Annotated in this window: 15 protein-coding genes; 6 read left to right on the forward strand and 9 right to left on the reverse strand. The window is 72.8% G+C overall.

Annotation, left to right across the window (positions count from 1 at the left end):
• Positions 1–19 precede the first annotated feature (19 nt).
• Complete coding sequence (locus KIS93_RS10895; RefSeq protein WP_222107397.1) at positions 20–547, reverse strand: signal peptidase II; 528 nt, start codon at positions 545–547, stop codon at positions 20–22.
• A 72-nt stretch (positions 548–619) separates the two neighbouring features.
• Positions 620–1,111: a MarR family winged helix-turn-helix transcriptional regulator gene (locus tag KIS93_RS10900; RefSeq protein ID WP_080039944.1), complete on the reverse strand. Its 492-nt coding sequence runs from the start codon at positions 1,109–1,111 to the stop codon at positions 620–622.
• A 144-nt stretch (positions 1,112–1,255) separates the two neighbouring features.
• Here KIS93_RS10900 and KIS93_RS10905 point away from each other — a divergent pair, with 144 nt between their 5' ends.
• The 6 genes from KIS93_RS10905 (at position 1,256) to KIS93_RS10930 (ending at position 6,344) form a co-directional block, all read left to right on the forward strand.
• Positions 1,256–2,011, forward strand: a complete 756-nt coding sequence (locus KIS93_RS10905; RefSeq protein WP_080039945.1) for an ABC transporter ATP-binding protein — start codon at positions 1,256–1,258, stop codon at positions 2,009–2,011.
• A gap of 4 nt (positions 2,012–2,015) precedes the next feature.
• Complete coding sequence (locus tag KIS93_RS10910) at positions 2,016–3,275, forward strand: ABC transporter permease (protein ID WP_186404090.1); 1,260 nt, start codon at positions 2,016–2,018, stop codon at positions 3,273–3,275.
• Positions 3,276–3,283: 8 nt separating this feature from the next.
• Complete coding sequence (locus tag KIS93_RS10915) at positions 3,284–3,751, forward strand: hypothetical protein (RefSeq protein ID WP_186404091.1); 468 nt, start codon at positions 3,284–3,286, stop codon at positions 3,749–3,751.
• Entirely contained in the window at positions 3,730–4,611 is an 882-nt protein-coding gene (locus tag KIS93_RS10920; RefSeq protein ID WP_186404092.1) for an ABC transporter permease, read from the forward strand. The genes KIS93_RS10915 and KIS93_RS10920 overlap by 22 nt, the downstream gene beginning before the upstream one ends.
• Before the next feature lie 159 nt (positions 4,612–4,770).
• Positions 4,771–5,634, forward strand: coding sequence for an SMP-30/gluconolactonase/LRE family protein (locus tag KIS93_RS10925; RefSeq protein ID WP_080039947.1), 864 nt, complete (start codon positions 4,771–4,773; stop codon positions 5,632–5,634).
• A gap of 158 nt (positions 5,635–5,792) precedes the next feature.
• The gene (locus KIS93_RS10930) at positions 5,793–6,344 is read left to right on the forward strand and encodes a hypothetical protein (protein ID WP_080039948.1); all 552 of its coding nucleotides are present in this window, start codon (positions 5,793–5,795) and stop codon (positions 6,342–6,344) included.
• Between the two features lie 18 nt (positions 6,345–6,362).
• Here the strand turns inward: KIS93_RS10930 and KIS93_RS10935 are convergent, their stop codons facing one another.
• The 7 genes from KIS93_RS10935 to KIS93_RS10965 form a co-directional block, all read right to left on the reverse strand.
• Positions 6,363–9,200: a TIM-barrel domain-containing protein gene (locus KIS93_RS10935; RefSeq protein ID WP_080039949.1), complete on the reverse strand. Its 2,838-nt coding sequence runs from the start codon at positions 9,198–9,200 to the stop codon at positions 6,363–6,365.
• Positions 9,197–11,290, reverse strand: coding sequence for a TIM-barrel domain-containing protein (locus KIS93_RS64985; protein ID WP_335673883.1), 2,094 nt, complete (start codon positions 11,288–11,290; stop codon positions 9,197–9,199). The genes KIS93_RS10935 and KIS93_RS64985 overlap by 4 nt, the downstream gene beginning before the upstream one ends.
• A complete protein-coding gene (locus KIS93_RS63290; protein WP_222107398.1) occupies positions 11,254–14,712 on the reverse strand; it encodes a TIM-barrel domain-containing protein in 3,459 nt (1,152 codons plus the stop codon). Before KIS93_RS63290 ends, KIS93_RS64985 begins: the two co-directional genes overlap by 37 nt.
• Positions 14,709–15,794, reverse strand: a complete 1,086-nt coding sequence (locus KIS93_RS10950) for a glycoside hydrolase family 15 protein (protein WP_080039952.1) — start codon at positions 15,792–15,794, stop codon at positions 14,709–14,711. Before KIS93_RS10950 ends, KIS93_RS63290 begins: the two co-directional genes overlap by 4 nt.
• Before the next feature lie 63 nt (positions 15,795–15,857).
• Entirely contained in the window at positions 15,858–17,135 is a 1,278-nt protein-coding gene (locus KIS93_RS10955) for an ABC transporter substrate-binding protein (protein ID WP_080039953.1), read from the reverse strand.
• A 13-nt stretch (positions 17,136–17,148) separates the two neighbouring features.
• On the reverse strand, positions 17,149–17,955 hold the full coding sequence (locus tag KIS93_RS10960; protein ID WP_080039954.1) for a carbohydrate ABC transporter permease: 807 nt from the start codon (positions 17,953–17,955) through the stop codon (positions 17,149–17,151).
• Complete coding sequence (locus KIS93_RS10965; protein ID WP_080039955.1) at positions 17,948–18,889, reverse strand: carbohydrate ABC transporter permease; 942 nt, start codon at positions 18,887–18,889, stop codon at positions 17,948–17,950. Before KIS93_RS10965 ends, KIS93_RS10960 begins: the two co-directional genes overlap by 8 nt.
• Positions 18,890–18,892: the final 3 nt, after the last annotated feature.

An 18,892-nucleotide genomic window follows, 5' to 3' on the forward strand; every position in this document is an offset into this window, starting at 1 on the left:
CGCCCGCACCGCGCGGCCGTTACGACGACGGCTGTTGCGGCTTCGGGGACAGCGGGATGCCGCGCCACGTCAGCAGCACCAGGAGGGCGCAGCTCAGCGTGAGGGCGATGTCGGCGACGTTGCCGACGAACAGCCCGCCGTAGTCGATGAAGTCCACGACGTGGCCGTGGGCGAAGCCGGGCGGGCGGAACAGGCGGTCGAGCAGGTGGGAGGCGGCGCCGCCGAGCAGGCCGCCGAGGACGACGGTCCAGGCCGTGGAGCGCAGGCGGCGGCCGGCGTACAGGATGCCCGCGACCGCGGCGGCCGTCGTCAGCGTGAACACCCACGTCGCGCCCTCGCCGATGGAGAAGGCGGCGCCGGAGTTCAGCAGCAGCCGCAGCTCGATGAGCTGCGGGAGCACGGCGATGTCCCGCCCTTGCGCCAGCGCGGAGACCGCCCAGAGTTTGGAGCCCTGGTCCACGAGCAGGACGGCCGCGGCCAGCACGAGCATCCAGCCGTACGGCGGCATCCGCCGGCCCGTGTCACGTGCGCTGTGCTCCTCAGGCATCTCCGCCCTTTCTCGGTTGCGTCGTTCCGGACGAATCTACCGAGATCGGCGCGCCGATGGGCGGATTCGGGGTCAGCCCGCCGATCGTTCCTCGGCCGGGGTGGCGTGCTCGGCCAGGCGGCGCAGCAGGTCGATCAGGTGGCGTCGTTCGGGGTCGGTGAGCCAGCCGAAGAGCTGGTCGCCGACGTGTTCGGCGATCTGCCGCGCCTCCGCGAGCACCTGCTCCCCGCGGCGGGTCAGCACGATGGAGTACGCGCGCCGGTCCTGCGGCGCCCGGCGGCGGGAGACGAGCCCGGCGTCCTCCAGCTCGTCGATGATGCGGACCATGGTGGACTTGTCGATGCCGATGTGGGCGGTCAGGTCGCGCTGGCTGACGGGGCCGTACATCGGCAGGGCCAGCAGGACGCCGAATCCGCGGATGTTGATGCCCAGCGGGCGCAGTGCCCGGTCGAGCCGTTCCCTGCTCTGATGGTGGGCGTCTGCCAGGAGCATGCCGAGCCCCACGTGATCGGCGGACGGGCCGCCGGAACCTGACAGGAGACGTTCGAGCAGGTCGTGGAGCATGCGCACATCCTAGTGCCAGCCAATATAGTCTCAGGTGAGATTATCTCACCCGAGTAGTCAGAGGCTTTTCGAGGAGGACACCCCCATGCCCGAGTCGACCCACCACCGCGCGTTCCCGGCGCGCGCCCGTACCGGAGGATCCCGATGATCGCGACCTCGGCCGTCGAGCGCGACTCCGATCAGGTCATGGTCGCGACGCGGGTGGTGAAGACCTACGGCAGCGGCGACAGCGCGGTGAGCGCGTTGCGCGGGGTCTCGGCGACGTTCGCCCGGGGCCAGTTCACCGCGATCATGGGGCCGTCGGGGTCGGGGAAGTCGACCTTCCTGCACTGCCTGGCCGGCCTGGACACCGTGACGTCCGGCACCGTCGTCATCGGCGACGTGGACCTCACAGGGCTGTCCCGCACCGGGCTCGCCGAGCTGCGCCGCGACCGGCTGGGATTCGTCTTCCAGTCGTTCAACCTGCTGCCGATCCTGACCGCGGAGGAGAACATCCGGCTCACCGCCCGGCTCGCGAACCGCCGCGTCGAGCCGGGCTGGTTCGACACGGTCGTGAACGCGCTGGGGCTGCGCGAGCGGCTGCGCCACCGGCCCACCGAGCTGTCCGGCGGCCAGCAGCAGCGCGTCGCCGTGGCGCGGGCGCTGCTGACCAGGCCGGAGGTGCTGTTCGCCGACGAGCCCACCGGGAACCTGGACTCCCGCGCCGGCGCCGAGGTGCTGAGCTTCCTGCGCACGGCCGTGGACGAGCACCAGCAGACGGTGGTCATGGTCACGCACGACCCGGTCGCCGCCGCGACCGCGGACCGGGTGCTGTTCCTGTCCGACGGGGCGATCGTGGACGAGCTGGCCGAGCCCTCCGTCGACGCCGTGCACGCCCGCATGCGCAAGCTCGAAGGGTGACGTGATGGGAAACCCCTTGTGGCTCATCGCGCGCCGGTCCTTCGCCGAGGGATGGGTGCGGCTGGTCGCCACGCTGCTCGCCGCGCTGGGCTCGATCGCGCTCATCGCGGGCTCGCTGCAGTTCGCCCTGCGCTCGCAGGAGGCGGTCTCCGGCGGCGACGCCAGCGAGTACTCCCGCGCGGACGTGCTGGTGCAGGGCGGGGCGGTGGACCCGGAGGACGTCTACGGGGCGCCCGACGGCCGGGTCAGGCTCGACCAGCTCACCTCCCGTCCCGGAGTGGCGGCGGCGGCCGGTGACGCCAGCGTGGCGGTGACGGCCTCCCGCACCAGCGGGCAGGCGATCATGGCCGCCGCCGAGGGCCGTACGCTGCTGCGCCCCTGGGTGTCCGACCCGCAGCTCAACCCCTACCAGCTCGACGCGGGGCGGGCCCCGGCCGCCGACGGCGAGGTGGCGGTCGTCCGGCACCTGGCGCGCGCCGGCGAGCTGAACGTCGGCGACACCATGACGCTGACGCTGCCCCACGAGACGCGGCAGGTGCGGGTCTCCGGCATCGTCAACGTCCAGGGCCGGGGCGCGGTGGCCGCCGGTGACCTGGTGCTGGCGTCGCCCGAGACCGTGCAGCGCGCCGCGATGCTGCCCGCCGGCACCTGGCAGAGCGTCTGGGTGAAGGCCGCTCCCGGCGTGCCCGCCGAGCAGCTGCGCGGCGAGCTGGCCCGCGACCTGGGCAAGGCCGTCACCGTACGCACCGCCGCGTCCGTACGGCAGGCGCAGCTCGCCGCCGCCTCGGGCGAGGGCACCACGATCGCCGGCATCGTCGGCATGCTCGCCTCCGTGGCGATCTTCGTCGGGATGTTCGTGGTGGCCAACACGTTCGGCACCCTCGTCCGGCAGCGCACCCGCCGGCTCGCGCTGCTCGGCGCGATCGGCGCGACCCCGCGCCAGATCGCCCGGCTGATCCGGCTGGAGGCGCTGGTGCTGGGCGCGATCGCCTCGGTGGGCGGCGTGCTGGCGGGCTTCCCGGTGGCCGAGCTGATCATCCGGCTGTTCGCGCGGGACGGCTTCGACGTCTCCGGCTCCGACCCCCAGACCGGCTGGATCGCCCTGACACTCCCGGCCCTGGCCGGCATCCTGGTCACCCAGGGCGCCGCCTGGCAGGCGGCCTACCGCGCGCGCAGCGTCTCGCCCGTCCAGGCGCTGCGCAGCACGGTCGCCGAGCCCCGCGAGCGGCGCCTGCCCGGCTGCTGTTCGGCGGCGCGATCCTGATCGGCGCCGTGGCCTGGTACGCGGTCGCGGCCGCCATCCGCGCCTCCGAGCCGCCCGGCCCCGACCGCACGTTCGTCATCGCGCTGATGGTCCTGTTCGGCTCGCTGATGGCCGTGACCGGGCTGGCCGTGCTCACCCCGTTCTTCGTCAGACCGCTGGGCGGGCTGGTGGGGCGCGTCGGCACGCTGGTCAGCGGGGAGACCGGGCGGCTGGCGCACGCCACCGTCACCCGCAGCCCGCGCCGCGTCGCCGCCGCCGCCTCGTCGCTGACGCTCGGGGTCGCGCTGGTCGCCTCGGTGGCGCTGGTCACGATCTCCGTGAACGGGCGGTTCCGCGAGGCGGGACGGGAGGTGATGGTGGCCGAGCACGCGATCACCTCGACCGCCAGGACCGCCGAAGGCGCGCCCGCGCCGGTGGCCCGCGACGTCGTCACGAAGGTGGCCGGGGCTCCGGGGTGTCCCGGGCGGCCGTCCTGACGCAGACCGAGGTCACGCTGGTGTCACCGGCGCCGGGCGGCTCGTCCGACGAGCGGCCCGAGCCGTTCGCCTTCCTGGTCAGCGGTGCCGAGCAGAAGGGGCTGCGGGACGTGCTCAAGCTCGGCGGCCGGCCGCCCGCCCTCGCCACCGGCGAGATCGCGCTGTCCTCGGCCGTCATGAAGGGGCAGAAGCTGCGGCGCGGCCAGGAGATCGTGGTGCGCGGCGGGCACGGCCGCACCACGCTCAAGGTCGCGGGGACGTACCACGACCCGTCCCACCTGTTCGCCGACCAGGCGCTCGTGTCGCCGGAGACGATGGACCGGCTCGACACCAACGCCGTCACCCGGGCGGTGCTCGTGCGGGGCGGCACCGCGGAGGCGCTGAACCGGGCCGTGGCCGGGGTGCCGGGCGTGCGGGTCCTCGATCGCGACGCCTACGTGGACGCCGCGTCGCAGTCGCAGACCCGGGCCCTGCGCTCCACGTACGTCTTCGTCGGCATGGCGCTGCTGCTGGCGCTGTTCGGGATGGCGACCACGGTGTCGATGAGCGTCGCCGAGCGGACCCGCGAGTTCGGGCTGCTCGGGGCCGTGGGCGCGACCACGCGGCAGCTGCGCACGATCATCCGGTGGGAGGCGGCCACCGTGGTCGTCCTCGGCACGATCCTCGGCCTCGCGATCGCGATGGGCACGCTCGGGATGCTGCACATCATGAGCGGTAGCTCCTACCTGCGGCCCGATCCGCCGTGGTGGCTGTTCCCGGTGGTCGCGGCGGGGGCGGCGGTGGCGGCCCTGGCGACGTCGGCGCTGCCGGCGCGCCGGGCGGCGGCCGTGCCCGTCCTGGAGGCCGCCAAGGCGGAGTGACCCGTGATGGAGTGAGCCCGTGGCGGGTCGCCGGCGTGCGGTGAGTGCCGCCTCACCGCACGCCGGATCCCCCGGGACGGACGCCGCCGCACCGCTCGCCGGGATCGCTGGGCGCGAACGCCGCCCCGTCGCGGGCCCGCAGGGTGCAGGGTGGGACGCATGATCCTCGCAACCTTCGACCACGGCGCCGGCGAGCTGGCGGAGAACATCGCGGTACTCGCCGACGGCACGATCTGCGTGACGCTGCTGCTGGCGGGCACCGTCTGGTCCTCCGGGTGGGAGCCGGAGCGGGTGGTCCCGCACGCGGCCGACGCGCTCGTGGTGGGCCTCGCCGCCGACGCCGAGGACCGCCTGTACGCGGCGGTGCGCGGCACGACCGAGGACGTGGCGGGGATCTGGCGGCGCGAGGCGCCCGGGCGCTGGGTGCGCTTCGCCGCCGCCCGAACCAGCGCCGGGCTCAACGGCATCACGTTCGCCGCCGACGGCACGCTGTTCGCGGCCGACTCCGTCAACGGCGAGATCCTGTGCTGCGCGCCCGGCGACGACACGCTGCGCCTCTGGCTGGGCGGCGAGCGCCTGCTGGAGCCGCTGGCGCCGGACGACCCCGTCCTGTCCACGGGCGTGAACGGGCTCAAGGTCTGGGACGGCGCCCTGTGGGCCACGAACACCGCGCAGGGCAGCGTGCTGCGCATCGCCCTCGACGACGGGCGGCCCGGCGAGGTGAAGCAGGTGCACACCGGCATCCCCGCCGACGACCTCGCCTTCGACGCCGCGGGCACGCTCTACCTGGCCGTCCACCCGCGCGACACCGTGGTGCGCATCACCCCCGACGGCGCCACGACCGTGCTCGCGACCGAGGCCGACGGGCTCGACGGGCCGACCGCGATCGCCGTCGTCGCGGGCGGGCTCCTCGTGACGAGCCTGGGCATGCTGGGCTCGCGGCACCGCCCGAGCCTGGTGCGTCTCGACCTGGAGGTGGCGGACCCGGCGCTGCCCCGCCCGCGCGTGCCCGGGCGCGCGTGACGCGGGCCGGGGCGATCGCGCAGCTCATTGTGCGGAAGGAGGGGGGTTCGTTGGTCAAGTCATGGGCGGCCGGGCGCCCGTTGCGCGATCCTGGGAGGGCGAGAACGACGCAGCCCACCTGACCGGCTGCTCCCGAGGCGAAGAACGATGGCGGTCCCGTGGAACAGCTGGAATACCGAAAGCTCATCAAGGTGCTGGAGCAGGTGGCCGCGGCTCGGGAGGGGGCGCTCTATCCGGTGCTGGCCGACGCCCTGGCCGTGCATCTCGGGTGGGTCGACGCGTTCGTGGCCGCGAACCCGGCGTACCTGGTGCCGGAGGGGCAGGGCGAGGAGCAGTACCTGACGATGTTCCGGCCGGCCTTCGTGGCGGAGTACGCCGAGCGCTGGCGCTGCACCAACCCGTTCGCCTCCCCCGAGGGCGTCGCGAGCCTGACCCGGCACGGCGCGGCGACGCTCGGCCGGCTCCGCCTGGGCGCGACCGGGCCGGAGCGGGACTTCGCGGACAGGTTCCTGCGCCGCAACGGCATCGACGACATGCTGAAGATCGTCGTCCGGTCGCGGGTCACGGGCGCGGTCAGCACGCTGGGGGTGCCGTTCGACGGCGCGCGCCGCGCCATCGGGCCCGGTGACCGGCTGATGGCGGTCACGCTGGGCCCGCTGCTGAGCCCGTACTTCGACGCGGCCCTGACGGAACGCCGCCCGGCGGGCTGACCGGGCGGCCGGAGGCCGTCAGAACGTGCCGGTCGTGGTGCCGGCGTCGCCGCTCGCCGGGGTCGTCAGCACGGTGTTGCCGCCCGGTTGCCACTGGTCGGCCTTGTCGGGGTGGTGGGCCTCCTGGCGTTTGACGCACTTCCACTCGATCGTGGTCCCGGGCGGGAGCTGGGTGATCGTGCCCGTCCAGGTGGGATAGGCGGTCGGGGAGAGCTTGACGGCGGAGGCCACCGACCACGCGCCGAGCTGCGGCGCGCCGCCGACCGCGTAGACGGACTGGCCGGGGGTGGTGGTGCCGTCGTGGCAGGTGAACGTGGCCGAGACGGGCGGCTGGCCGAGCGTGAACGCGAACGTCTTGGCCGTCGTGACGGGCGTCTCGGCCGACTTGGCGACGACGAGGTTGCCGCCGGCGTTGTAGAAGCCGCTGTCGGCGGCGTCGAAGGCGGCCTTGGTGGCGTGCCGGGTGAGCGGGGCGCCGTTGAGCGTGACGGCCGACGCCTGCGTGCCGGTGACCAGCTCGACGACGTTCTGCCGGCCGGCCGGGGCGCCGGCGTAGGTGCCGTCGGCGGCGGCGATGGTGACGGTCGCGGTGCTGCCGACGAGCTGCTGGCCGAGCCGCGTGGTGCGGACGGCGCCGCCCTGGTAGGCGGTCGAGGCGCCGTCGTCCTCGTAGAGGGTGAAGCTCGTGGCGGCGGGGTCGGGGTAGACGCGGGCGATCAGCTCGTTCCTGGTGGTGGCGTCGGTCCGCCGGCCCAGGACGTTCATGGTGCGGCCGTCCACGTGCATCTTGGGCAGGATCGCGCCGGCGCGGGCGAAGGCCGGCAGCCGGAAGACGCCGTCGACCCACAGCGGCCGGTCGGTGAACCACTGGCCGGTGCTGGTGAGCCTGTCGCCGGTGGCGTAGTCGTACCAGGTGCCGGCGGGCAGGTAGATGTCGCGTTCGCGCTCGCCGGCGCCGGCGATCACCCCGACGAGCAGGTCCCGGCCGATGAGCTTCTCGTGTCCTGCTTCGCGAAGGTTCGGGTCGTTCTGGTAGTAGTACGCGGGCGGCGGCACGACGGGCTCGCCGAACCGGTGGGCGCGGTGGGCGAGCGAGTAGTAGTAGGGCGTCAGCTCGTAGCGTTGCCGGAGGTTGGCGAGGTTGCTAGCGGAGTGCCCGATCTTGTCGGGTGCGGTTTGCAGGCAGTTGCACAGGTTCTCGGTGTGGGGGCGCACGGGCACCTCGAACCAGGCGCCGTCGGCGAACCACTGCGTGTAGAGCTCGTCCAGGTCGGAGTTGAGCATCTCCCTGCGGAAGCCGCCGATGTCGGAGCCGTAGTAGTCGATGCCGGACATCGACATGTGGAGCTGGGCGTTCTGCTGCTGGGCGAGCGCGGTCAGCTTGGAGCCGATGTCGGCCGACCACATGGCCACGCCGTGCCGCTGCATCCCGGCCGCGCCGGAGCGGGCCAGCATGAACGGGCGTTTCGTGCCGGAGCCGGCGTAGCCGCGGGCGACGCTCTCGGCCCATTTGAGGTTGTAGAGGTTGTGGTAGTCGGCGTGGGCGTGCTTGCCGGGCAGGATGCCGGAGGTCCAGTCGCCGGGGTCGTACATCTCGGGCTCGCCGAGGTCGAGCCAGTGGCCGAGCACGCCGGCGTCGATGAGGGGCTGTCTCTTGAGCGTGTGCCAGTAGTCGCCGGCGGCGTTCTGCGTCCAGTCGATCATGCCGCCGCGGCCCCACCAGTCGTTGGTGGTCAGGTGCGTGGGGGCGCAGGCGGCGCAGCCGGCGCGGACGAGGTAGCCGCGCGCGGCCAGGTCGGCGTGCTCGGGCAGGTTCCCGCCGACGTAGGACTCCTCGATCGTCATCAGGCCGACGCCCTGCTCGGCCTGGTAGGCGGCGATGGTGCCCGCCGGGTCGGGGAAGGCGGTGGTGTCCCAGGCGAGGGTGCCCATCCTGGTGTTGTCGGAGTGGGCGGTGACGCCACCGAACCACGGCAGGTCGAGGACGAACCCGTCCACGGGGAACTTCGCGGCGCGCAGCCCGGACAGCCGATCGTCGATCTCCTTCCAGCCGTCGTAGCCGAACTCCGACATCCACATCCCGAACGCCTTCTTCGGCGGCACCGGCGGCCGGCCGGTCAGCTCCATGTAGTCCTGGCGCAGGTCGGGCAGGTCGGGGCCGGTCATCGTGTACCACCTGAGCTGGTCGCCCCACGTCTCGACGGTCCACGGGTCGCCGGTCAGGTTCCATTCCTGCTTGTAGACCTGGTCGAGCAGCAGCCCGTAGTTCAGGTTCGCGGGGCCGACCGCGAACAGGACGGGGATCTGGGCGTTGCCGACCGGGCCGTTGTCGCCGTCGAAGGTCATGGCGTTGCCGTACGGGCCGCCGGGGCTGCGGGTGCGGCCCACCCAGTCGCCGTCGGCGTTGCCGCCGGTGAAGAACTGCTCGCCCAGCCCGTACGCGTTCTCGATCGCCCCTTTGGTGATCGTCAGGCCCTTCCACGGCTGGGCCAGGTTGCGCGGGCACGCCTCGTACAGCGGCCGGACCGGGTCGGACACCTTCACGCACAGCGTGCCGGGCGTGACTTCGACCTGCATGGCGGCCGTGGTGAGCAGGCTGCCCGTCTGGTGGAAGCTCGACGGCCCCGGATAGTCGGTCTTGGCGACCTGCGGCGTGCTGAACAGGGGCGCGTCGGTGCCCGGCGAGGTGCCGTCGGCCAGCTCGAAGTGCACGAGGTCGTCGTCGAGGAACTCCACGACGAGGTAGGCGGAGCCGTTGGTGAACTGCACGCGCTGGATCGCCGTCCCGGTCGCGAACGGCGCCACCAGCAGGGGTAAGGACAGGGCGGCCAGCAGGGCGATCGTGCGGATCCTCATGGCCGGGCCACCACCAGGTGGTCGAGGTTGATGCCGCCGGTGTCCGCGGCGGCGTAGGCGATCGTGACGGTGTGGGGGCCCGCGGTGAGCGAGGTGGCCAGCGTGGCGGTGCCCCAGGTGTCCCAGTCGGCGAGCGCGGGCAGCGCGAGCGTGCCCGCGACGGCGCCGTCCACGGAGACGGTCCTGGTGGCGGCCACGGTGGTGGAGTAGCGGAACCGGAGCAGGTGCTCGCCGGCCGCGTCGGCGTTGACGCCGAACGTCACGGCGTCGCCGGGGGTGGCGAACCCGTCGGTGAAGCCGGTGCCGGTGTAGCCGGGGTGGTCGCCGCCGGTGGTGGTGCCGGTGCCGGTGGCGAACTCGGACTCGTAGGCCGCCTTGTCCACGCCGTTCAGCGTGACGGTGCGGTCGCCGGTCGCGGCGGGCAGCTTCACGTGGGTGAGCTGCTGGGCCGGGTCCCACCACCAGCCCTCGGGCGCGGCCTGGAGGCCGGCGAGGCTGGCCCGCGCGCTCGCGCCGCTCACCGACGCCGGCTTCGTGCTCAGGACCTGCAGCGTGCTGGTCGTGGTGAGGGCGGGCACGGTGACGGTCACGGTGTGCCCGGCCCAGTTCTCGGCGCAGGTGATCGTGCGGGTGGCGCTCACCGCGTCCTCGAAGTAGGCGTAGGAGGACGACCCGGAGGGGTAGATGCGGAAGGTCAGGTTCGTGTACGTGTCCACGCTGTTGCCGATCTCACCGCCCAGTTGGTAACCGGCGTCGAGGTTGAGCGGGATGATCGCGCCCGGCCTGGCGTAGACCGGGATGCTGTCGAGGCCGGCGTGGTAGGTCTTGGTGCCGGGGCCGGTGCAGCGGCCGCCGTTCCACAGGTCGTACCACTCGCCGGCGGGCACGTGCAGGCTCTTGGCGGTGGCGCCCGGCGTGGTGATCGGCGCCACGAGGAGCTGCGCGCCGAACAGGTACTGCTGGTCGTGCCCGGCCGCCGCCGCGTCGCCGGGGAAGGCGAGGCTCATGGCCCGCATCATCGGCACGCCGGTCGCGGCGGCGGCCCTGGCCTCGGTGTAGAGGTACGGGATCAGGTTCATCCGCACGTTCGCGAACCTGCGGAAGGCGGGCAGCACGCGGGTGTCGCCGGTGCGGGCCTGCACGTTCCACGGGGTGCGGGCCTCGGAGACGCCGGGGCTGGCCTTCTCCGAGTGGTACTGCATGATCGGCGAGAACGTGGCCTGCGCGGCCGAGCGCAGGTACAGCTCGGCGCTCGGGAAGTCGCCGGTGAAGCCGGCCAGGTCCCACGCCGTGTACGGCACGCCCGACTGCCCGGCGCTGAGCTGGGCGCGCACCGCCTCCTGGAAGGCGGTGAAGCTGGAGTTCTGGTCGCCCGCCCAGTAGATCGACGTGGTCTGCGCGCCGGTCGTGCCCGCCCGGCTGAAGATCGTGCCGTCGGGCCGCCGGCTCCTGACGTAGGCGTTGTAGGCGCCGGTGTAGCTGCCCGGGTAGGCGTTGTGCATCTCGTCGCCCCTGCGGCCGTCGGCGAACCGCACGCCCCTGCCGAAGATCGCCTCGCTGCCGTCGGTCTTGAATCCGTCGATGCCGACCTCGTCCAGGAGGTAGTCGCGCTTGCTCATCCACCAGTCCGTCGCGGCGGCGCTGGTGAAGTCGGGCACCATGCTGTCGCCGAACCACTGGCCGGTCGGGATGCGGTAGGGGCCGCCGGTCGCGTTCCTGGCGACGTGGCCGTGCTCCTGCGCGTACGCCTTGTCGTTGAGGTGCTGCTGCGGCGGCGTGGATGGGTTGGTGTCGAAGTGCTCCTTCAGCACCGGGATCTGCCAGAGGATCACCTTGATGCCCTTGCGGTGGGCGTCGGCGACCATGGCCTTCGGGTCCTGCCACGCGGTGCCCGGCGGGAACGTCAGGTCCCCGTAGGCGAGCTTGCTGTCGCCCGGCTTGGCCGGGTACGTGGCGCCGTGCCAGACGTAGAAGGTGGCCTCGTCGCTCCACTGCTCCAGCACCATCGCGGTGTGCGGGATCCGGTACGTCTCGACGTTCGCCAGCTCGGCGCTCACCTCGGCCTGGGTGTTCCACTCGTTGGCCGACATCCACACCCCGAACGCCCACTTCGGCGGGAGCTGGGGCCGGCCGGTGACGGCGGTGAAGCCGTCGAGGATCTCGGCGGGGTGCCGGTGAAGACGTGGTAGTCGAGCGTCGCGTCGAGGCCGCCGCCGGTGTCGACGGTGAAGCCGGCCAGGTCGCCGAGGTGCGTGCCGAGGTTGAAGATCGCGTAGCGGGTGCCGGTGAGGTGCACGCCGTACCCGGCCGAGTTCAGGAAGAACGGCACGCTCAGGTACGTGCGGCGGGTGGCGCCCTGGTCGCGGTACTGGTTGTAGACGTAGTGGTGCACGTCGGTGCCGCGCTGGTCGAGCCGGTCGTAGCGGCCGCCGAAGCCCTCGAAGCGCTCGCCGGGCGGCGACAGGAAGTGGTCCTCGATCTTCGTGATGGTGGTGGCGCCGTCGCTGGCCCAGCCGATGGTGCGGAACGCCGCGGGGTCGTACTGGCGGGTGATGAGCGTGCCGTCGCTCCGGTGCACCGACAGCCGGTACGGCGCCTTCTGGATCTTCAGGACGAGCGGCCCGGCCGCGATCGTCAGCGTGCTCGCCGAGTCCGTCACCGTGTACCCCGGGGCGCCGGAGATGGTCAGGCCCGAGCCGCTGGGCGCGATCTGCGTGCGGAACCGGCCGGGCACGGGGAAGGCGAAGCGGATCCGCGGCGTGAAGTCGCCCGCGCTGTCGCCGGTGGTGACGTCCACGGACGTGCCGTTGTCGACGAACCCGGTCACGTCCGTCACGGTGCTCCACGACGTGACCGTGAACGCGAACGGGCCGGTGCTCTGCTGCCCGCCCGCGTTCACGTCGGCGTTGACCGTGTAGGAGATCCGGTCGCCCCGGTCGAACGGCCCCAGGTCGGCCTTCCAGTAGCTGTTGCCGCCGCTGTTGTAGTCCCAGGCGGCGCCCACCGGGGCCTGCTCGGCGCCGTTCCTGCTCCAGGTGATCCAGACGCTCTGGCCGGGCTCGACCGGCCAGGTCGTCGCGTTGATCCGGACCCGGTCACCGGCCATCGGGTCGCGCGGGAGCCGCTCGGTCCGTTCGCTGGAGTAGAGGTCGTCGATTCCGGCCGGATCGTGGTAGACACCGCCCAGGGGGGCGCCGGCGATCGTGGAGGCGAGCGAGGCGGGCGCCGTGGCGGCGCCGCCGGACCGTGACCGGGTCATGGGGCGGGCTCCTCTCAGACGATGAGCACTCTCATTCGGTGAACACGGCGGCCAGCCGGGCCCAGTGCGCCGCCGCGCACAGCACGGGCGGGCGGTCGAGCGGGGCGGGCAGGCGCACCGTGCCCCGCCGGCCAGCTCGCGCCCGCTCCAGACGTCCACCCAGCCGCCCGCCCTCTGTGGGAGGTGCACGGACGCCTCGGTGATACCGGGCTCGGTCACGGGCGCCACGAGCAGCGCGTCGCCGAGCTGGAACTGCAGCGGGTGCCGCCACACCTCGGGGTCGTCGGGGTGGTCGAAGAACAGGCCGCGCATCAGCGGCGCCCCGCCGGCCGCGGCCGCCCGCGCCTGCTCGGCCAGGTACGGCACCAGCCGCTCGCGCAGCTCGGCCAGCCGCCGGAAGACGGGGATCACCCGCTCGTCGCCGGTCCGCTCGGCCACGTTCCACGGCGTGCGGTCCCTGAGGGGCGTGCGATGGTGGTTGAACTCCGAGTGGTACTGCATGATCGGCATGAACGCCGAGGCGCCCGCCGCCCGCAGGTACAGCTCCGCGTCCGGCACCGGCCCCGAGAAGCCCGCCAGGTCCCAGCCCCAGTAGAGGATCCCGCAGGCCGAGGCCGTGATCCCGGCCCTGATCGAGGAGCGGAACGCCTCCCACGTCGAGTCCTCGTCCCCCGCCCAGAACGCGCCGTGCGGCTGCGAGCCGGCGAACCCCGCCCGGCTGAACGTCACCGGCGCCTTGCCGCAGGCACGCAGCAGGTCGCCGAACGCGCGGGCGTAGTGCACCGGGAACAGCCCGTTGCCGGCCGCGCCGTCCCGGCCGTCGGCGTAACGCAGGTCGTGGCCCCAGGCGTGCTCGCCGCCGTCGGTCTTGAAGCCGTCCACGCCGACCTCCTCGACCAGGTAGCGGCGCTTGGCCGTCCACCAGTCGCGTACCTCCTGGGAGGACAGGTCGGGCATGAGCGCCAGCGGGAACCACCAGCCGCGGTTGCGGTAGGGGCGGCCGTCGGCCTCGCGCACGCCGTAGCCGCGCTCGACGAGCTGCCGGGCGTCCACGGCCGCCTGGTGGCGGGGGTGCGGGCGCGTCTTCTGCAGCGGGATCTGCCAGAGCAGCACCTTGACGCCCCGGCGGTGCAGCTCGTCCACCATGCCCTTGGGGTCCGGCCACGGCCCGTCGGCGGGGAAGGTGTAGTCGGCCAGCCGGTGCGGCTCCTCCGACGGCTCGTACACGGCGCCCCTGAAGGCCGTGAACGTCGTCTCGTCGCTCCACGCCTCGATGACCAGCGCGCCCACCGGGATGCCGTGCTCGCGGTGCCGGTCCATCTCGGCCAGCACGCGCTCCTGCGTGTTCCACTCGTTGCCGCTGGCCCACAGCCGGAACACCCAGTCCGGCAGCTCGGCCGGGCGGCCCACCTCGTCCAGGAACGCGTTCAGCACGTCTGCCGGGCGCTGGCCGTCGTAGAAGCCGACGCTCAGCTCTCCGTCGCGGCCGGTCTCCGCCTCGACCACGACCCGGCCCGGCCGCGACACGCCGACGTCGTACCAGGTGCGCCGCGCGGTCCTGACGTGCCAGCCCCAGCTCGCCGGGCCGCCCACCACCATCGCGTACGGCATCGGCAGGTACGTGCGCCCGTGCCGGCCCTGCGCCTTGTACTGCTCGAAGACCACCGCGTCGAGGGTGCGCCCGCGCTGGTCCACGGCGTCGAAGCGCTCGCCGAAGCCCACCACGTGCTCCCTCGGGTCCAGCCGCAGCTCGAAGCGGACCCGCAGCGGGCCGTCGCCGTCGGCGAGCCAGCGCACGCTGCCCGGCACGACCCGGTCGGCGCCCGTCACCTCCAGCTTGCCGCCGCTGCCGGACCAGACCGCCGCCGTCACCTCGAACCACCTCGTCGTCCGGGTCGCCCCGTCCCCGGCCGTCGCCCGGAAGCGGTAGGCGTAGCGGCGGCCCGCGCGCAGGGCGGGGGTGCGGACGGTCCAGGAGCCGGCGGCGGCGCGGGCGGCGCGGGCCTGGGCGGCGGCCAGGTGACCGCCGTCCACCGCACCGCCCTCCCCCGCCGGATCATCGTCCGCCCTGGTCAGGGGCAGCTCGGCGGGGGCGGCGCCGTCCACGGACCACTCGCACACGACGGCGGCGACCCGTCCGGACGCGCGCACCCGCAGCTCGACGCTCTCGCCGTCCAGCGGCCTGGCCGGGACGCGCTGGTCCTCCGTCTCGGCGTACGGGTGGCCCGAGCCGTGGGGGCGGTGCCGGATCACGCCGTCACCCCCAGCTCGTCGGCGAGGATCAGGTACATGCCGTGCGACCACAGCAGCGGCGTGGCCACCGGCCCCCACCGCTCCAGCCACTCCTGCCGCCGGTCGGGGGCCAGCAGCAGGTCCGACACCTGCTCGGGCAGGTCGCCCGCCGGGGTCGCCTGCGCCGCCATCCACTCCAGGTAGCGCGCGGCCTGCTCCCGCCGCCCGGCGCGGGCGTGGTTCCAGCCGAGGAACCCGGCCAGCAGCAGCCACCGGCCGCCGCCGTAGAAGGTGTCTTCGAGGTAGCGGTACACGCCGCCGTCGCGAGCGAGCTGCCGCTCCACCTCGGCGACCGTCGCCTCGCCGACCGGATGCCCGGCCGGGTACAGGCCGAACGGCTCGACGCAGGCCAGCAGGCTGCCGTCCACGGCGTCGCTGCCGAGCCACTTGCGCAGGTGTCCCCGCTCGTGGACGCCCTCGCGGGCCACGAGCGCGGCGACGCCCTCGACGGCCTCGGCCGCCGTCGCCGACTCCGCGCCGCTCAGCACGCCGAGCGCGATCGCCGCCCGCAGTCCCGCGTGGATCGAGCCGAGCGTGGCCACGTGGCGGTGCTCGACGTGCTCCTCCCACCAGTCGTAGCAGGGCAGGTGCCAGAACGCGGTCAGGTAGCGGGCCGCCGTCCTGACGCCCTTGTCGGTGCCGGGCACCGCCCTGCCGTGCCGGGCGACGTGCTCGCGCAGCGCCCAGAGCCATGTGCCGTACCCGTCGAGCTGGAAGTCCCACCAGTCGTCGTCGCCGTCCACGCCGTCCAGCGTGAAGCGGGTCGGCAGCATCTCGGCCGCCGTGACCGGCTCGCCGCGCGCCGCGCGGGACACCAGCACGTCCACCTGGCCCGCGCGGTCGCCGACGACCCGGGCGCACCAGGCGTGGAAGGCGTCCGCGCCGGCCGCGTCGCCGTGCCTGCTCACCCCCTCGGCGATGAACGCGCCGTCGCGCAGCCAGGAGTAGCCGCGGTAGGCGGAAAAGGTGGGCGAGGCCGGGTAGGCCCCTGAAGACGCCTGCAGACGCTTGATCACGTCGAGGCTGTGCGCGACGAGGGACAACGGATCTCTCCTGGTGCGTAGAAGTCCTGGTGCGTGGAAGTCCTGAGCGGAGACGGGGAACGGCTAGCCGAGCAGCGCGTCAACCTCGGTGGCGGCCGCCTTGAGCGCGTCCTGCACGCTCTTGCGCCCGGCCGCCGCCTCGCTGAGCTCCTTGGTGACCGCGTCCTGCATCTCCTGCTGGCGCTTGATCACCGGGGGCAGCGCGATGGACTTCAGCGAGTCGAAGACCGCCTGCCGGTTGGCCGGCTTCGGGTCCTTGAGGTAGCCCGCCAGCACCTGCTGGTCGGAGATCGGCGGCAGCTCCCACGACGACTGGATACGGGTGGTGGCCGCGACCGGGGAGGCGGACAGGAACCGGGCCCACGCCCACGCCTGCTTGCCGTGCTTGGTGGTGGAGGAGGCCGCGACCGCGTTGTGGAAGACGGCGCTGGCCTTGCTCACGTCACCCGGCTCGACGACGACGTCCCACTGGAAGGGCACGTCCTTCAGGCCCGCGAACTGCCAGATGCCGTTGTGCCACATGGCGAGCTTGCCGGACTTGAACAGGTTCGTGTCGTAGTCGGCCGTGCCGCCGATCTCGGCCTCCGTCGGCATCGTCTTGCCCACCTTGGACACCAGCCACGTGGCGGCCTTGACGCCCTGCGGGCTGTCGAAGGCCGACTTCTTGCCGTCGGGCGTCAGGAACGCGCCGCCCGCCTGCTTGAGCGTCTTGTAGAACTCGAAGAACTGCACCGGCTGGAAGTCGCCGTACACGCCCTTCTTCCTGTCGGTCAGCTTCTCGGCCGCCGCCTGCTCGTCCTGCCACGTCCAGCCGGCCGTCGGCACGGGCACGCCGGCCTTGTCGAACAGGTCCTTGTTGTAGAAGAGCACGACCGTGGAGAACGAGGCGGGCAGCGCGTACTGCTTGCCGTCGCGCTTGAAGGCGTTCAGCGACTCCGGCGCGTACGCCGAGGTGTCCATGCCGCCCGCCCCGTCACCGGCGACGGTGCCGAGGTCGAGCAGGGAGCCCGCGCTGGCGTAGGTGACGAAGTTCTCGTAGTTGAGCTCGAAGGTGTCGGGCGCGGTGCCGCCGGCGATGCTGGTCTGCAGCTTCGTGAAGTACTGGTCGAACGGGGCTGTCTCGACGACCACGTCCACGTCCGGGTTCTCCTTCTCGAAGGCCTGCTCGATCGCGGCGAGGTCCTTCACGTGGTCGGGCGCGGCGGAGAAGGTGAAGTACCGCAGCGTCACCTTGCCGCCGGCGTCGGCGGTGGTGCCCCTGGTGGCCGATCCCTGCGAGCAGGCGGTGGCGAGCAGCGCGGCCACCGCGACGGCGCCGACGATCTTGACGTGTCGTGACATGGGGGGATTCCTTCTACTTGAGCCCGCTCTGCGCGACGCTGGCGATGACGTGCTTCTGCGCGAAGACGTACAGGATGAGGATCGGGACGACGCTGACCACCGAGCCCGCCATGACCACGTCCCACTGCGTGGTGAACTGGCCGTGCAGGGTCGCCAGGCCCAGCGGCAGCGTCATGAACTCCGGCGACTTGATGATGATCAGCGGCCACAGGTAGCTGTTCCAGCTCGCCATGAAGCCGAAGATGGCGAACGTGGCCAGGGCCGGGCGGATCAGCGGCAGCACCACGTACAGAAAGATCCGGAAATGTCCGGCGCCGTCGAGGACGGCCGCCTCGTCGAACTCGCGCGGCACCTGGTTGATCGCCTGCCGCAGCAGGAACACCCCGAACGCCGAGGCGATCGTCGGCGCGAGCAACGCGAAGTACGTGTCGACCAGGTTGAACGCGCGCATCTCGATGAACAGCGGCACGACCAGCACCGGCAGCGGCATCATCAGCGTCGCCAGATAGACCGCGAACAACCCGCCCCGGCCAGGGAAGGGCAGCCGGGCGAACGCGTAGGCCGCCATCGCGCTCGTGACGAGCTGCAACGTCGTGGACGCGGCGCCGATCCAGGCGCTGTTGAGCACGATCCGCCAGAACGGCAGCGTCTCCAGCAGCCGCCCGTAGGCGTCGAGGCTCGCGCCGTCGGGGGTGAAGTCGGGCGGGACGGCCAGCACCGCGTCGCTCGGCGTGATCGAGGTGATCACCGCCCAGCCGAACGGGAACAGCATGACCAGCGCGCCGACCCCCACCAGCAGGTACCTCAGGACCCTACCCATAGGTCACCCACCTCTTCTGTCCCCGGATCTGCACGATCGTCACCAGCAGCACCAGCGCGAACAGCAGCCACGACAGCGCCGAGGCGGCGCCCGCCCGGCCGTAGCGGAAGGTCAGGTCGTAGATCTGCGAGACCACCACCTGCGTCGCGCCGCCCGGCCCGCCGCCCGTCATGATCTGCACCTGGTCGAACACCTGGAAGCCGTTGATCAGCGAGATCACCACGACGAAGAACGTGGACGGCGACAGCAGCGGCAGCGTGATGTGCCTGAACCTGCGCCACGCCGTCGCGCCGTCCACCATGGCGGCCTCCTGGTACTCCCGGGGGATCGCCTGCAGCCCCGCCAGCAGGATGATCATCACGAAGCCCAGGTCCTTCCAGGCCGAGGCGAGGATGATCGACGGCATCGCCCAGTCGGGGTCGGTCCACCAGCCCGGCCCGCTCACCCCTACCAGGCCGAGCGCCCAGTTGACGATGCCGCTGGCCGGGTTGAGCAACCACTTCCACATCAGCGCCACGACCACCCAGCTCGTGATCACCGGCAGGAAGTACACGCCGCGCAGCAGGCCGCGCGCGGGCATCGCCCGGTTCAGCAGCACCGCCAGGCCCAGGCCGCCGACGTAGACCAGCGGCAGGTAGCCGGCGATGAAGTACAGCGTGTGCAGGAACGCGGCCTGGGTGTCGGGGTCGCCGACCAGCTCGGCGTAGTTGCCGAGGCCGACCCAGCGCATGTCGGTGATGAGGTCCCACTCGTGCAGGCTCGTCCAGAACGAGCCGGCCATCGGGATCAGCGTGTAGAGGGTCAGCGGGACCAGGCTGGGCAGCAGGAACAACGCGACCGTGCCGGCGTACCGCCACCCGCGCCGCCGCTTCGGCCCCGCGTGCGCGACCGGCGCGCCCGCCCGCGCCGCCGGCCTGGCCTGCTGGACGCTCATGAG

The sequence above is a fragment of the [Actinomadura] parvosata subsp. kistnae genome, from assembly GCF_900323885.1.
Lineage (GTDB): Bacteria > Actinomycetota > Actinomycetes > Streptosporangiales > Streptosporangiaceae > Nonomuraea > Nonomuraea composti.